This window comes from Vibrio sp. THAF64 (assembly GCF_009363455.1).
GTDB lineage: Bacteria > Pseudomonadota > Gammaproteobacteria > Enterobacterales > Vibrionaceae > Vibrio > Vibrio coralliilyticus.
Genome location: NZ_CP045355.1, coordinates 1,124,083 through 1,139,729 on the forward strand (window position 1 = coordinate 1,124,083; position 15,647 = coordinate 1,139,729).

12 protein-coding genes are annotated in these 15,647 nt (G+C 46.9%); 8 read left to right on the forward strand and 4 right to left on the reverse strand.

What is annotated here, in order from left to right; all coding sequences use genetic code 11:
* Positions 1–17: 17 nt before the first annotated feature.
* Positions 18–2,867, forward strand: coding sequence for a glycosyl hydrolase family 18 protein (locus FIU99_RS05150; RefSeq protein ID WP_039951667.1), 2,850 nt, complete (start codon positions 18–20; stop codon positions 2,865–2,867).
* Between the two features lie 102 nt (positions 2,868–2,969).
* On the opposite strand, the gene yfbR is transcribed toward FIU99_RS05150, so the two are convergent.
* Together yfbR and FIU99_RS05160 are read right to left on the reverse strand one after the other, a co-directional pair.
* Positions 2,970–3,569: a 5'-deoxynucleotidase gene (gene yfbR / locus FIU99_RS05155; protein ID WP_006959241.1), complete on the reverse strand. Its 600-nt coding sequence runs from the start codon at positions 3,567–3,569 to the stop codon at positions 2,970–2,972.
* Between the two features lie 71 nt (positions 3,570–3,640).
* The gene (locus tag FIU99_RS05160; protein ID WP_006959240.1) at positions 3,641–4,855 is read right to left on the reverse strand and encodes a pyridoxal phosphate-dependent aminotransferase; all 1,215 of its coding nucleotides are present in this window, start codon (positions 4,853–4,855) and stop codon (positions 3,641–3,643) included.
* Between the two features lie 219 nt (positions 4,856–5,074).
* Here FIU99_RS05160 and FIU99_RS05165 point away from each other — a divergent pair, with 219 nt between their 5' ends.
* From FIU99_RS05165 to FIU99_RS27295, 7 genes are all read left to right on the forward strand, one after another.
* A complete protein-coding gene (locus FIU99_RS05165; protein WP_006959239.1) occupies positions 5,075–6,382 on the forward strand; it encodes an isochorismate synthase MenF in 1,308 nt (435 codons plus the stop codon).
* Positions 6,383–8,101, forward strand: coding sequence for a 2-succinyl-5-enolpyruvyl-6-hydroxy-3-cyclohexene-1-carboxylic-acid synthase (gene menD / locus FIU99_RS05170; protein WP_152472076.1), 1,719 nt, complete (start codon positions 6,383–6,385; stop codon positions 8,099–8,101).
* On the forward strand, positions 8,091–8,876 hold the full coding sequence (menH, locus tag FIU99_RS05175) for a 2-succinyl-6-hydroxy-2,4-cyclohexadiene-1-carboxylate synthase (protein WP_006959237.1): 786 nt from the start codon (positions 8,091–8,093) through the stop codon (positions 8,874–8,876). Before menD ends, menH begins: the two co-directional genes overlap by 11 nt.
* 29 nt (positions 8,877–8,905) lie before the next feature.
* Entirely contained in the window at positions 8,906–9,772 is an 867-nt protein-coding gene (gene menB, locus FIU99_RS05180; protein WP_152472077.1) for a 1,4-dihydroxy-2-naphthoyl-CoA synthase, read from the forward strand.
* A 132-nt stretch (positions 9,773–9,904) separates the two neighbouring features.
* The gene (gene menC, locus FIU99_RS05185) at positions 9,905–10,891 is read left to right on the forward strand and encodes an o-succinylbenzoate synthase (RefSeq protein ID WP_006959235.1); all 987 of its coding nucleotides are present in this window, start codon (positions 9,905–9,907) and stop codon (positions 10,889–10,891) included.
* Entirely contained in the window at positions 10,891–12,264 is a 1,374-nt protein-coding gene (gene menE / locus FIU99_RS05190) for an o-succinylbenzoate--CoA ligase (RefSeq protein ID WP_006959234.1), read from the forward strand. Before menC ends, menE begins: the two co-directional genes overlap by 1 nt.
* 280 nt (positions 12,265–12,544) lie before the next feature.
* Positions 12,545–12,718: a hypothetical protein gene (locus FIU99_RS27295; RefSeq protein WP_006959233.1), complete on the forward strand. Its 174-nt coding sequence runs from the start codon at positions 12,545–12,547 to the stop codon at positions 12,716–12,718.
* Here FIU99_RS27295 and FIU99_RS05195 read toward each other — a convergent pair.
* A complete protein-coding gene (locus FIU99_RS05195) occupies positions 12,715–13,638 on the reverse strand; it encodes a YeiH family protein (RefSeq protein ID WP_006959232.1) in 924 nt (307 codons plus the stop codon). The genes FIU99_RS27295 and FIU99_RS05195 overlap by 4 nt on opposite strands.
* A 110-nt stretch (positions 13,639–13,748) precedes the next feature.
* Positions 13,749–15,620 carry an MFS transporter gene (locus FIU99_RS05200; protein ID WP_006959231.1) on the reverse strand — a complete coding sequence of 624 codons (1,872 nt, stop codon included), beginning with the start codon at positions 15,618–15,620 and terminating at the stop codon, positions 13,749–13,751.
* Positions 15,621–15,647 lie beyond the last annotated feature (27 nt).

Genomic DNA, 15,647 nt, shown 5'->3' on the forward strand with positions numbered 1-15,647 from the left:
AATTTGGAATCTAAGAAATGAAGCTAAATTTATTAACAACGTCAATTTTAGTACTCATAGCGTCTACTGCCACTGCGGGTGATTTTACTCGTGAAGATGAGAGATACATCTCTCCGGAAGAGTGGGCGGAACGGACAGATCCATTGGCACCGAAAGGGCCTGTTGCATCAGGTAGCCCCTTTTATGTCAATGAGTACGAAGATAACTCTGAACTGCCTAAAATCTCGGCTTATTTATCTAACTGGGGCTTTTATGCTCGTGGGGTTGATCTATCCAAATTTTCAGAGGGTTACGACAAGATAATACTCTCCTTCTTTGGAATGTGTGGATCCGAAATAGGTGATAGCTCGAATACGTCCGCGGTTGAATCACTAGAGAGGCTTTGTGGTTTTGCCAAAGATGCTAACCCTGAGCATGGTAAGGATTTTGAGGTCCTGACCACCGATGCTTGGGCGGATATGGCAACCGATGGTGCCGGTGTCTTAACGGATGACGAAATTGCCGATGCAGGTAACCCAAACTGGGAAGAGGAAGATGTTTTGCTCCAGCGTTGGTACCAGGGAGAAGACAAAGTTGCAGGCTTCTTAGGGGCAATGAAAAAGCTTAAGGGGCAGAATCCAGATTTAGCCGTCGCCTTTAGTGTCGGAGGCTGGTCTCTATCTGAGCCGTTTTCACGCATGGCTGCCGATCCGGACAATCGCGCCATCTTTATCGCAAGTGTTGTGGAGATCTTCAAGCGCTTCTCTTTCTTTTCTCAGATTGATTTAGACTGGGAGTACCCTGGCGGAGGTGGTGCTGATGGTAACAGTTCAAGCGACGCGGATGGTGAGAACTATGCGACGTTGATTAGAGAGCTGCGGAGCGCTTTAGATGACGCAGGTCTTGAAGACGTCGAAATTGCTATTGCTGCCCCTGCGCCCGTCGATAAAATTCAAGCAGGTGATATCGGTAATGTCTATCGAGCGGGTGTCGATACGATTCATCTGATGACATATGATTTCTTTGGCACGCCTTGGGCGGAATCTCTCGCCCACCATACCAATACTTTTCCTTATGCAGAGGCTGAGTGGTCAGCGGATGATTCTATCAGCTACTTGATTGAAAATATGAATGTTCCATCTCAGGCGATTCAGATTGGGTACGCCACATACAGCCGTAATGCGACAGAAGCTCAGGTGACCAGCTTTTCTCCACTTGAGGGTAGTTACAGTATGCCTTCGGACCCTGATGTAAAAGTGGGTGGGTCATGGGAACCTGGAATTTACGAATGGTATGACATTGAACAAACCTTTGCTTCGATTTCAGAAAGCGACGGCTTTCAAATAGACAAGATAGAAAGTTACAACTTGTATACCGATGCACATGCTAACGCGGATTACATATACAGCCCCGAGAGAAAGTTCTTTATCTCTTTAGATACCCCACGTACTGCTTATATGAAAGCGAAGTATGTAGAGAAGTACAATCTGGGCGGGATTTTCACTTGGATGGCGGATTATGATAACGGCATTCTGCTGAACGCAGCTCGTGAAGGTTTGGGGTACCAGCAGACAGATGCTTCAGGCAACATTGATATGAACAATATCATATACAGCTGTGGTACAAACATTACATCACCTCAGCAGTGTCGTGAGTTAACGAACTTAGAGCCTGAAAACGCGGAAACGGCTGCAGATGCTGGGGCGGATATGAGTGCTGAGCTTGAATCCGGAGTGCAGTATACGCTTGATGGCAGCCAATCTACCAGTGCACAGGGCGCGTTGACTTATGCATGGTCCTTGGTGGACGTGGAAGGTACAGATTCTTCGGCCATCTCTATTGATGACTCAACCCAAGCAACGACACATTTTACCGTGTCTGATGTAGATTCTGATGTGACGGCAACCTTCCAGCTTACCGTTACGGATGAAGCGGAAGCGAGCTCAAGCGATACTATGGTTTACACCTTGACGGTACCTACACCGGATAATCAGCCACCAGTGGCGGATGCGGGGCAAGATCAGTCCATTACCCGTGGTGATAGTTTTACTCTGAATGGCTCTAACTCAAGTGATCCCGAAGGGGAAGAGCTGAGTTACCAATGGGTACAAACACAAGGCCAGAGTCTGCCACTTGAAGATGGTGGGGCGAAAGCTGTGATCGAGGTTGATAGTAGTAGCCTTAGAAACTATGACCAGACACTAGCCTTTACGTTAACAGTATCCGATGGAAGTCTAGAAGACAGTGATTCCGTGACGATTGCGGTGTCTGGGGATGCTGACGCCAATGAAGACCCTCATGCTGATATCGCCGTAACGGTAGAAGGAGGAGAAATTCATTTGGATGGTTCTAAGTCCAGTGACGATGGCAGGATTGAGTCATTCTCGTGGAGCGGTACTGATCCAAATGGTGACGTGCTGACGATTCCGGGCTCGGATCAACCAACGACGGTTTACACGCCAGAGATGGAAGGAGAGTTTAACTTCTCGTTAAACGTCACCGATAACTTCGGTGCAACGGACTCCGCAAGTGGAAGCGTGAACTTTACTTTCCCTGAAGGGGATAGCTGTGAACCTCAGCCAGACCCTGATGCGGGCAACCACCCAGCTTGGGATATCAACGCAGAATACCCAGGCTCAGGAACACTCGTTAGTCATAACGGTTTTGTATGGCAAAACCAATGGCATGCGAATGTAGGGGAAGAGCCAGGAGTCGCTGATGTTTGGGCATTGGTTAGTGATGTTGTACTGCCATGGGAAGAGAAGTCGTATGCTCAATATTCTGAAGTGTCTCATAACGGCTACTTCTGGGTAGCGGCATACTGGGCGAGCGCAGGTGATGAACCAGGTGTTGCTACCATGTGGGAACAACAAGCGGCTTGTAACTAGTACAATCGTATTGATGTAAATAACAACGGCTCCTTTAATAGGAGCCGTTTTAAGTTTACGTTATGTCATCCGAGATTGTGGCTTGAAAAGAGCCGCTTAACTTTAACTGATCTCGTCCAGAGATAACTCAAAGCTTGGGGCAAACGTGGTGAGAAAGTAGTCCATTTCAGGGGTTCGTCTTTCTTGCAAAGTGACATCAAGGCGTTTTTTGGCCAGCGCATATTCATGGTTACCTGCACTGAGCTCTTCTAAACATTTGAGGTAGGCGCAGATGGTATCGGCTTGCTTGACGATCGCTTCGTCCTCCGGATACGCAGCTTGAGAGACCAGATAAGGCGCAAAATCTTCCTGAAATTCTTCAGGCAGCATTGATAGTAGTTTTTTTTCCGCTGCGGCTTCTATCTTCTTATATTCCTTTGCGATTTCTGGGTTGTAATACTTGACGGGAGTGGGGAGATCACCAGTCAACACTTCACTGGTATCGTGGTACATTCCCAGCAAGGCGATGCGTTCAGGATTGAGATTACCGCCATACTTTTTGTTTTTGATTAATGCCAGAGCGTGGGCGACAAAGGCAACTTGAAGACTGTGCTCTGAGATATTTTCTGTCGACACGGAGCGCATTAATGGCCAGCGCTGAATCAGCTTCATACGAGCGAGGTGAGCGAAGAAATGACTTTCTTTAGACTTACTCTCTGTCATGGATCTTCCTCCTAATAAAAAAGAGCACTCACTGAGTGCTCTTTAAGCATATGAAAGATCGAATCTAATTACTACTGGCTATAGGTCGACAGGAAGCGTTCAAAGCGTCCAATCGCCATTTCGAGATCTTCAACATGTGGCAGGGTCACAATGCGGAAGTGATCGGGTTTTGGCCAGTTGAAGCCTGAGCCTTGAACCAACAGAACTTTCTCCTGAATCAGGAAGTCGAGAACCATCTTTTGATCATCTTTGATGTTGTACATCTTAGTGTCGATTTTCGGGAACAGATACATTGCGCCTTTAGGCTTCACGCAGGAAACCCCTGGAATCTGGTTGATCAGTTCAAAAGCGCGGTCACGCTGTTCCAATAAGCGGCCGCCGGGCAGGATCAGTTCATTAATACTTTGATAACCACCCAGTGCGGTCTGAATTGCATGTTGCATCGGTACATTGGCACACAAACGCATTGAAGCCAGCATATCTAAGCCATTAACGTACCCTTGCGCGAGATGTTTCGGGCCGGTGAGGAACATCCAGCCACCACGGAAACCACAAACGCGATAAGCTTTAGATAAGCCGTTAAAGGTAACAGTCAGTACATCATCTGAGAGTGTCGCAACAGAGGTGTGTGTGGCGCCGTCATAGAGTACTTTATCGTAGATTTCGTCAGCGAAGATAATCAGCTTGTGTTGACGGGCAATCTCAATCACTTCTAATAGAAAGTCGCGGCTATAGACTGCACCTGTTGGGTTATTAGGGTTAATTAAGACGATACCACGGGTCTTTGGTGTGATTTTCTTGCGAATATCATCCAGATCTGGATACCAGTCAGCTTGCTCATCACAAAGGTAATGCACGGCTTTTCCGCCAGACAGGGCAACAGAGGCTGTCCAAAGTGGGTAATCCGGAGCCGGGACCAGCATCTCATCGCCATTGTTGAGCAAAGCCTGCATCGCCATAACGATCAGTTCTGATGCGCCATTACCGATATACACGTCTTCGACATCTAAAGAACGGATGCCTTTACGTTGATAGTGCTGAACGACGGCTTTACGAGCAGAGTAGATGCCTTTCGAGTCACAGTAACCTTGTGAAGTCGGTAGGTTGCGAATGACATCAACCAAGATTTCATCTGGGGCGTCAAATCCAAATGGGGCGGGATTACCGATATTCAACTTCAGTATTTTATGCCCCTCTTCCTCCATGCGCTTAGCATGTTTGAGTACAGGCCCCCTAATGTCATAGCAGACATTATCGAGTTTTGACGACATCCCGATATTTTGCATTGTGTAAAACCTAAAAATGAATGTATTTCTTTATTAAAGTACATCAAAAAGGCCTTTGTTAGAATAAAAAACTGAATTAATACGCTTTTTTGTATGCGCTTTGTTCGTTTGCAATCACAGGATTATGCAAAAGATGGGCTACAACCTTGATCTGGGTAAGGTCTATTAATAGAGTAGCGATCTAAAATGAATAAAAATCCCTAGGCATACGAGGCTGATTTGTCACATTTTCATCAAGCCGTTATTGAACTGATCGAACGCGTAAAGGATGCAGAAGACGGCGTAAACCGTCTGGTTCAAGTTCTTGAGGAAAAACCAGATTTTGCATTCATAGATTGGTTGGAAGCCCAGCCAATCTTTCCAAAGTTTTATTGGCAGTCTCGTGATACCCGTGAAGAAGTGGTGGCATTGGGGCGGTTACACACCTTTGTTGATCCTGCTCCGGCCTATACGATTCTGGCGGATGACCAACGCATCTGGGGTGGGCGTTCTTTTGACGGCCAGACAGAAAAGAATCGTCGCTGTATGTCTTCCTTTTTCTTCCTGCCGCAAATTGAGCTAATTCGTTTTGATAACCGCTGGTCATTAGCCGTCAACCTGACAGCCGACAAACATCGCACGCTGGCAGGGCTCGGTAAACTTAAAGTTGAAGCTGGCGCTCTACTGCCTGTTTCTGCGCAGATCAAAAGCATCAGCCACATACCGGAAAAGCCGCAATGGTCTGAACTTGTTGAGAAAGTTCTGACTGGTATAGAGAATGACGACTTTAAGAAAGTTGTGCTGGCCCGTAGAACTTCCGTACAGATGGACAGCACGGTAAGTGCTGCGCAGCTACTGAAATCAAGTTATCTGCAAAACCACCATAGCTTCCACTTTATGCTCTCTCTGGATAAAAAGCACAGCTTTATAGGCTCTACACCGGAACGTTTGTACGCCAGACAAGGTCAGGAGCTCTACACTGAAGCTTTGGCGGGCACGATAGGCCGAGGCGACAACGCCAGCCACGATATGGAATTGGCAAATTGGTTATCGCAAGACAGCAAGAATCTTAATGAGAACCAATATGTCGTCGATGACATTATCGATCGACTAACGCCTCACTCGGAGCATGTCGAGGTTGAGGAAGAAGCCCGTTTGGTTAGGCTGAGAAAAGTTCAGCATCTTAAACGCAGTATCCACGCACACCTTAAGCCAGGCATTAATGGTGTTCAACTGTTGGGAGCATTGCAGCCGACTGCAGCAGTTGCTGGATTACCACGTAAGGAGTCGATGGCCTTTATTCAAGACAACGAGCCCTTTGCACGTGGTTGGTATGCGGGCTCGATGGGTTTTATCAGTCATCAGCGTGCGGAGTTTTGTGTGGCGATACGCAGCGCTCTTATTCTCGGTGAAGAGGTTCAATTATTCGCAGGCGCGGGTATAGTTCCGGGCTCTGTCGCGGATAATGAATGGCAGGAGTTGGATAAGAAAATGTCGACCTTGCTATCGCTGATCACCGATATTCCTCCACTGGGAGTAGCGTCGTAAATGGGTAGTCAAAACCAAGCCGTCATCAATCGCATTTGGTGTCAGACTTTGCTTGAAGAGTTATCTCGTCTCGGGGTGACTGAAGTGTGTATTGCTCCTGGCTCACGCTCGACTCCATTAACGCTAGAAGCGCAAGAAAATACAAACCTGAATCTTCATACGCATTTTGATGAACGTGGTTTAGGTTTTCTCGCTCTCGGATTGGCAAAGGCGAGCAACAAGCCCGTCGCACTGATTGTGACATCGGGTACAGCGGTAGCAAATCTGTTGCCTGCAATTGCCGAAGCTAGACTGACGGGTGAAAAGCTGGTGGTGCTGACCGCAGACAGGCCCATAGAATTGATTGACTGTGGGGCCAATCAGGCGATCCATCAATCTGGAATTTTCTCAACTCATGTCACCTCTAGCCTTGAGTTACCAAGCCCTTCGGACTCCATATCGCTTAAGTGGCTGCTGACTTCCATTGACCAACACATGTTTGAACAAGGAGAGAAAGGCGGAGCTGTTCACATCAATTGCCCGTTTCCTGAGCCTTTGTATGGCTCTGAATCGAAAGGAATATTTCAGGCGTATCTCGATGAAGTAAAATCTTGGTCTCACTCTGACAAGCTTTATAGCCGCAAGGCTCGAACTCAATCATTACCCGCTCTTCACTACGCCGACTTAGCAGATAAGCCAGGAGTTATTGTCGTTGGTAGTGTCACCCTAGAGGAGGCACAGCAGGCGAAACAGCTGGCGGAAAAACTGGGCTGGCCATGCTTGTGCGATCCGCAATCGGGAGTTTCGTCTCCTTTCGCACATTATGATCTTTGGTTGCAGAACCCTTCTGCGAAAGAAGTGTTGAATCAGGCTCACGTTATTGTGCAGTTTGGCTCGCGGATTGTATCAAAACGGCTCAATCAGTGGATATCTCAGCAAGTTGAATCCAGGCAAGCGGATTATCATTTTGTTTCTCCCCGCATAGAGCGCAACAACCAAAGTCACTTACCACAAACTCACCACGTAGTGGGCATCGGGGGTTGGATTGAGAGTTGGATGAAAGAGCTTGCAGAAGATAAGAGCTCTCATTCTGGTTGGGCAGCGGAGTTAGAGCATTATTCTCAGCGCGTGGCAGCGATATCTTCTCAATATGAACAAAGTCAGCAGTCAGCCAATGAGATTGCGCTGGCTACATCTATCAAAGAGTTACCACAGCAAGCTCAGGTCTTTTTGGGAAACAGCCTGTTTGTTCGGCTGGTGGATATGTTTGGTTCGATGCCAAACCTTGAAACGTTTAGCAACCGAGGCGCATCGGGGATCGACGGTTTGATTGCGACTCTAACGGGTGTTGTGCGAGCTACTCGCAAGCCCAGCGTATTGTTCATTGGTGATACGTCGGCATTGTACGATCTGAACTCTTTGTCTCTGTTGACCCATGAAAAAACGCCGGTCGTTGTTGTGATCACCAATAATGACGGAGGGGCTATCTTTGATTTACTCCCTGTCCCTCAGGCGCAGAAACAATCTCTGTATCAGATGCCTCATGGTTATACCTTCGAGCATGCCGCGTTACAATTTGGCATTCGATACGAAAAGCCAACTACGCTTGCCGCATACACTGAGTTAGTTGGTCAGCATCTACAACAGGGTGAGGGAGCATTGCTTGTCGAAGTGCCGACACCTCCCGAGCAGGCCTCCTCACAACTGAAAGAAATCACTCAGCGCCTTCATGCTCTATAACCGCCTTTACAACAATGTGAGCAATGATAGCTCGCAGCCGTTGATTGTTTACCTGCATGGTCTACTTGGTAGCAGTGATGATTGGGACCGCTGTGCGCAATTACTTCCCGAATACCCTACTTTATGTATTGACCTTCCTGGTCATGGGATGAGCAAATTGATGCATTGTCGCGATTTTAAAACGTGCTGCGATCAAATATCTGACGTTCTACTTACTCAATTTCCTCACCGACCACCTATAGTGTTAGTGGGTTATTCAATGGGAGCTCGAATTGCGATGGTAGGGCTCACTCAACAGTATTTTTCTGCACACAATATCCAAATGCTTATTTCTGAAGGTGGTAATTTTGGATTGTGTAGTGGGGCAGAAAAAACAGCTCGCTTAAACAATGACTCTCGCTGGGCTGAGCGATTTCATCATGAGCCAATTGAACAAGTGTTAGGCGATTGGTATCAGCAGCCGGTATTTAGTTCACTAAACCATGAGCAAAGACAAACACTCATACACAAGCGCAGTGCTAACCTAGGCCCATCAATTGGCAGAATGTTGATGGCAACCTCATTAGCAAAACAAGATTATTTGCTTGAGTCACTAACAGACTTGAGCATTCCAGTACATTACATTTGTGGTGAAAAAGACAGTAAGTTCAGCCGCTTGGCCGAACAGAGCGGTTTGTCTTATAGCCAGGTAGAGCAAGCTGGGCATAATGTTCACATCGAACAGCCTGAAGCGTTTACCGCCATTGTTAAATCTCAAATTTGCGCATTTCTCTAACAGCGCAACGTCAACAAACAGGAATCACCATGGCAAAAACAGTCGGTATTTCAGAAGAAGAACTATACGCACCAGTACACTGGATCGATTGCACAGGTGAATATGAAGATATTCAGTACCACAAATCCGAAGATGGTATCGCAAAAATTACCATCGCCCGCCCTCAGGTACGCAATGCGTTCCGCCCTCAAACTGTAAAAGAAATGATCAATGCGCTAGCGGATGCTCGCTATGACGAAGGCGTTGGCGTGATCATTTTGACAGGACTTGGCGAAAAGGCTTTCTGTTCAGGCGGTGATCAAAAGATCCGTGGTGATTACGGCGGCTATCAAGACGATTCCGGTACACATCACCTGAACGTACTTGATTTCCAGCGCCAGATCCGTACTTGCCCTAAACCAGTTATTGCGGCTGTTGCGGGCTGGGCTGTGGGTGGTGGTCACGTACTGCATATGATGTGTGACTTGACCATTGCCGCAGAAAACGCTCAGTTTGGTCAGACGGGGCCAAAAGTTGGTTCGTTTGATGGCGGCTGGGGCGCCTCATACATGGCTCGAATTGTTGGCCAGAAGAAAGCGCGTGAGATTTGGCTTCTATGCCGTTTCTATGATGCTCAAGAAGCTCTGGATATGGGGCTGGTTAATACAGTTGTGCCACTTGAAGAATTGGAAAAGGAGACCGTTCGCTGGTGTCGTGAAACATTGCAACACAGCCCGATGGCACTGCGTTGCCTAAAAGCTGCATTGAATGCTGATTGTGATGGTCAGGCTGGTCTCCAAGAGTTGGCTGGTAACGCAACCATGATGTTTTACATGACTGAAGAAGGTCAGGAAGGTCGCAATGCGTTTAATGAAAAACGTCGACCAGACTTTAATAAATTCCCTCGTAATCCTTGATGCGCAGTTCGGTTTATAGCGTAAAAAGTAAAGGCGTTTAACTAAGCGCCTTTAGTTCTCGTTTAAATCGGAAAAATTAAATAGACAACAGCGTATATCAACGATTACAAAACGATTAGAAGGGATATTGGTATGAGAACAGCCAAACTGTATCGCTACGAGCTGCCTATGGATAGCGGAGTGATACTGAGAGAACAAAGGCTCACGGAACGAGAAGGCTTTGTGGTTGTACTAGAAAGTGACGGGGAAGTCGGTCGAGGTGAAATTGCGCCTTTGCCGGGATTTAGTATCGAGAGTATGGACGACGTATACTCTCAGCTCATCGAGCAACTGGCTCTTTGGCAAAACGGTCAAGTACTCGACTATGCAGATTTATACCCATCGGTGGCTTTTGGTTTATCCATGGCCCAACTGGAGTTGGTTAATGGCCTTCCTGATACAGGCTGTTACCAAGCTGCGCCACTGTGTTCTGGTGACCCAGATGAACTATTACCTAAGCTTGATAACATGCAAGGCCAAAAAGTGGCGAAAATCAAAGTGGGGCTGTATGAGCCTGTCCGCGATGGCTTGCTAGTCAGTCTGTTTTTGGAGTCTATTCCGGATCTGACACTAAGATTGGATGCAAATCGTGCTTGGACTGCAGAAAAAGCGCAGCAATTTGCCAAAAAAATAGCCCCTTCTTTGCGCCAACGAATCGCATTCGTCGAAGAGCCGTGTCAGGCTCCGGGTGACAGTTTTTCTTTTGCTATCGATACTGGGATAGCAATTGCATGGGATGAAACTCTTCAACACGCTATCCGTAAAGATGACTTTAAGCTAGAAGACTTCAACGGCGCCAAAGCCATTATTATCAAGCCAACATTAATTGGTTCTCTAGAGCGCTGCATCGAGCTTATCAATCGTGCTAAAGAGCTAGGTATTAAGCCAGTGATCAGTTCAAGTATTGAATCCAGTTTGGGTTTAACACAATTGGCTCGCTTCGCACAATGGCAGCTACCTGAAGAGATTCCGGGCCTTGATACCATAGGTTTGTTTGCCCAGCAGCTAGAAGTTACTTGGCCTGGCTGTGAGCTTCCGGTGACTTCTCTGTCAGACCAGTCACTAATCTGGCAATCTTAATGCACAACCAACTCTCTCCTTTGAAACAATGGGCTCAGTTGAGCCCATCTTTGTTAGCCCTGCACCATCAAGAGAGGCAATACAATTGGGCTGAGCTAGCGCAACTTGTGGATGAAGTTTCCGCAAGCCTATCTGCACAGGGGCTAGCGCGCGGCGAGGTGTTGACGTGTGTTGGTAAAAACAGCTTGGATCTATTGTTAGCCTATCTTGCGTGCATGGAGATTGGTGCTGTATGTGCCTTGACTATGCCACAGACCCAAGTGGAGCTAGAAACCAAGTTAACATCACTCTATATGACAGGATCTGAGCGGAAAGTCTGGGTGGCACCACCTAATTTGATGCTTTCTTCCTTGTCGACGATGACGATAGAGCGTGCAGATTTGGCGGACTATCCCGCGTGTTATCAAGAAGACAATTTAGCTTCGATTGTATTTACGTCAGGTTCTACAGGAACACCGAAAGCGGTCGCGCACACCTCTGCCCAACACCTTGCTTCTGCATCAGGATTACTGGAAAAATTCACCTTCAAGCAGAGCGATAGCTGGTTGTTAAGTTTGCCTATGTATCACGTCTCTGGGCTGGCGATTATCTATCGCTGGTTGCATGTTGGCGCGACGTTAAAAGTGGGAAGCGGGCTACTTCAAGAAGATATTCGTCACGTGACTCATGCGTCGTTGGTTGCAACACAACTTCAGCGGTTATTGGACAATAATACGCCACTGGAACTGACTCATGTCTTACTCGGGGGCAGTCACATCCCCGTTTCTCTTAGCCACAAAGCTGAGCAACAGGGGATTGAAACTTGGCTAGGTTATGGGATGACGGAAGCCGCTTCTACTGTGACGGCTAAGCGGGTGGATAGCGACTATACGGCAGGGAAGGTATTGCCCAAGCGCAGAGTCAAACTTGAGGGGCAGAGGATTTATATTGGCGGTGAAACGCTAGCATCTGGTTATTATCAGCAGGGTTCTCTTGAGCCTATCGTCCAAGACGCGTGGTTTGATAGTAAAGATCTCGGTGAATGGAAAAACGGTGAACTGAAAATTATCGGTAGAGCAGACAACCTGTTCATCTCAGGCGGCGAAAACATCCATTGTGAAGAGATAGAAGCCGTACTCAACCAGCTCCCAGAAGTCATTCAATCCATCATAGTACCGATTGAAGACATAGAATTTGGGCATCGACCTGTCGCAGTTATTCAAAGTCAACAGCGTTTAAATGTAGAGCGTATCGAACAGCGTATCGGCAAGTCTTTAACTCGATTTAAATGGCCGATAGCCTACTATGAGTTGCCAGAATTTCTTTGCCAGTCGGGGATCAAAGTGTCGCGAAAAGCAGTCAAAGATTGGCTTTTGACTCAATTCGATAAGTAATGTGAAGTGCAGAATCGGTGACTAGTCGATCCTGCACTTCAGGGGGATGATGAAATCACCACATTCTTCTCTGTTAACTGACGAGTGTTTTTTCTTTGGCTGAGCACTAGTGCTCAAATTACTGAATTAAGCAATGGCTCGTATGTTAACTCAATCTGCAAATGCGAAAGTCAACTTAGTTGAAATTGATCTTTCATAGTCCAAATCTGAATTTATCAAACTTATAACTCTATCTCATAATGCTTTCGGGAATATGAGTATATGGATATAAGAGGCGTTCATGAAAGCCGTCATTGTGTTGGCAATATTGATTCAGATTTTGGTCGCAGTCCAAAGTGAAGGCTTAGTGCGATCACTGGCTGAGTTATCTGCGTTTCTATTTATCGCTGCTTTGGTCTTAATATACCAACGACAAAAGCGCAGAAAGCTCAAAATCGAGCCTGAAGAGCTTTAGCTAAGCGTTAACCATGCCAATGAGCTGGTCGATATGGCAATCCACAGCGTGACACCAAACAGCAATGGCTTAGGCCCAGCAGACTTGAGCTTTTCCACCGAAATTCCGCAGCCAATCAAAAACAGACACACCACTAAAGCCCGCTTAGCAACATCAAAGATTCCCTGATAGATCACCTCAAACTGTGGCAACAGATCGCTGACTGCAATGGCGACGCAATAAAACAAGATGAAGTAGGGGATAGTGATTTTCTTCGAATCACTGTGGAATAAAAAGGCACTGAATAACGCAACCGGAATAATCCAAAGAGCTCGTGCTAGTTTTAAGGTTGTCGCGGTGGTGAGTGCTTCCTCACCGTAGGCGGATGCCGCACCAACGACGGATGAAGTGTCATGAATGGCAATCGCAGCCCACGTACCGAAAGTATGTTGATCGAGATTCAGCGCATGGCCAATCACAGGGAAGATAAATAGAGCTACAGAATTGAGGACAAATACGGTGGCTAAAGAAAGGCCGATTTGCTCATCGTTTGCTTTGATAGCAGGGGAAACCGCGGCGATAGCACTGCCACCACAGATGGCTGTTCCGGAAGAAATCAGGTACCCCGTCTCTTTATTTAGGCCAATGGCTTTTGCTACCCACCAGCCTATGAATAAGGTGCCGATAATGGTGGTAACGATAAGGCCTATGCCATCGGAGGTAACCGCAAGGGCATTTTTGAATTGAATGCCAAAGCCCAAGCCGACAATTGAATAAGCCAATAGCTTTTTGGTCACTTTTGCCAGATTAAAGTCTTGTGGCACCATGCCCAATGAAGCCAGCAAGAAACCAATCACTAATGCGGTTGGTGAAGTAATCCATGGTGTCAGGCAGATGATCATTGCCAACCAAAATGGCAGTTGCTTTTTAATCGTCGTCATTACACAAAATAGCAATCAAAACAGCTGGTGAGTGTAACTAAAACCAGCCGATAAGTAGATTTGAATGAATTGAACATACGTTCATATTTAGTGAACGTATGTTCGCAAAGTTATTTCCAATCACCTCTGAGCTGAGAGACCTGATGCTGCATTAACTCAGTGGTTGCCGCCGCGGAATCAACAGGTTGACCTGCTTCTATCTCTAACTTGGACCAGAATCTAGTAGGTAGGCCGCTACAAGCCTTTCCTTTATAGCGACTGAAGAAGCTACCCCACAAACCTTTAATCGCAATCGGGATCACTGGGACAGGACTCCGTTTTAGAATGATGTCCATGCCACGCATAAAGTCATTCATTTCACCATCGCTAGTGAGGCGCCCTTCAGGAAAAATACATACCAAATGGCCTTCTTCTAACGCTTGTTCTATCTCACCAAACGCATTGCGAATGGAGCGTCGGTTGGAAGCGGAGATAGGGATTACTCCCGCGCGCTTAAGAAAACGACGCAAAGGTGGAAGGTTGGCGTAATCTTCTTCCATTACAAAACGAATCAGCCTTGGGCAAACCGCGCTTAGCAGCAAAGCATCCATATAGCTAACGTGATTGCAGACGAGCAACGCTCCGCCTTTTTCAGGTAGGTGGTGTAAGTTTTTGTGTTTAACGCGATACATAGTATGGGTGAGAACCCAAACGATAAAACGCACGGCGAAAATGGGAACTCGTAAGAACAAGGTAATAGCAACCACTAGGTTCATGAGCGCGAGTAATAGGAATAGCTGTGGAATACTCATTTCTATAATCGCTAGACAGATGATACCGAGTACGGCACTGCCCACCATAAACAGTGAGTTATAGATGTTAAGTGCTGCAATCACCTGAGCGCGCTCTGTGACTTTGGCACGCTGCTGCATCAATGCATAGAGCGGAACAATAAACACGCCACCGGATGCTCCCAGCATCAGCAGCGAGATAAATACAGGCCACAGTGGCTGATAAGAGACAAAGTCTGTAAAGGTTTCAAATTCTGGCAGGCTGGTTGGTACAGACGTTGCCATTAAGAACCCAAAGATGGTGATACCTAAGCTGCCCAGCGGGACGATACCGATTTCAATGCGATGGTTGGATAGTTTGTCACAGGCCAAAGAGCCGAAGGCGATGCCGACAGAAAAAAGTGCCAATAGAAACGAGACTGCACTTTCACTGCCATTAAGGTAGATTTTTGTGAAATTGGGGAACTGGGTCAGGTAAGCTGCACCTAAGAACCAGAACCAGCTAATTGCCATCAAGGCTTGGAAGATCGTTTTGTCTGATTTAGCGATGGCGATGGTATTGCGGGTTTGTTTGATCGGCTGCCAGCGGAACTTTAAGTCTGGCGCGCTGGCGGGTGCTTCAGGAATTGAACGACTGGCGAGATAACCAAACACTGCAAACAATACGACGCATCCGGCTGCTACGTATTTGGCGCTTTCGGCTGAAGCAATAATTCCAGCACCGAGTGTACCAAGAAGAATTGCGAGAAACGTACCCGTTTCAACCAGAGCGTTGCCAGGCACCAGCTCTTGAGGTTTTAATTGTTGTGGAAGCAATGCGTATTTGACCGGGCCAAAAAACGCCGATTGTGTCCCCATCAAAAACAGTAGAATGAGAAGAATGATGTAGCTCTCAGTAATAAAGCCGATAGCTCCAAGGCACATGATGCCGATTTCAGCCAGCTTTACTTTGCGAATGAACCAAGACTTTTCGTATTTATCGGCTAAAACACCAGCGGACGCGGAAAAAAGGAAGAAGGGAAGAATGAATAGTCCCGCCGCTAGGTTAATAAACAAGTCGCTAGAAATAGGTAGCGCTCCAACTCCAGCAAAAGCAACAAACAACAGTAAAACGTTTTTGAAGATGTTGTCGTTGAAAGCACCAAAAAATTGAGTCACGAAATAGGGCAGAAAGCGTCTCTGCCCTAAAAGAGAGGTTTGGCTGTTTGGCATGATTATCCCTGTTCCTTTAGGATGCGA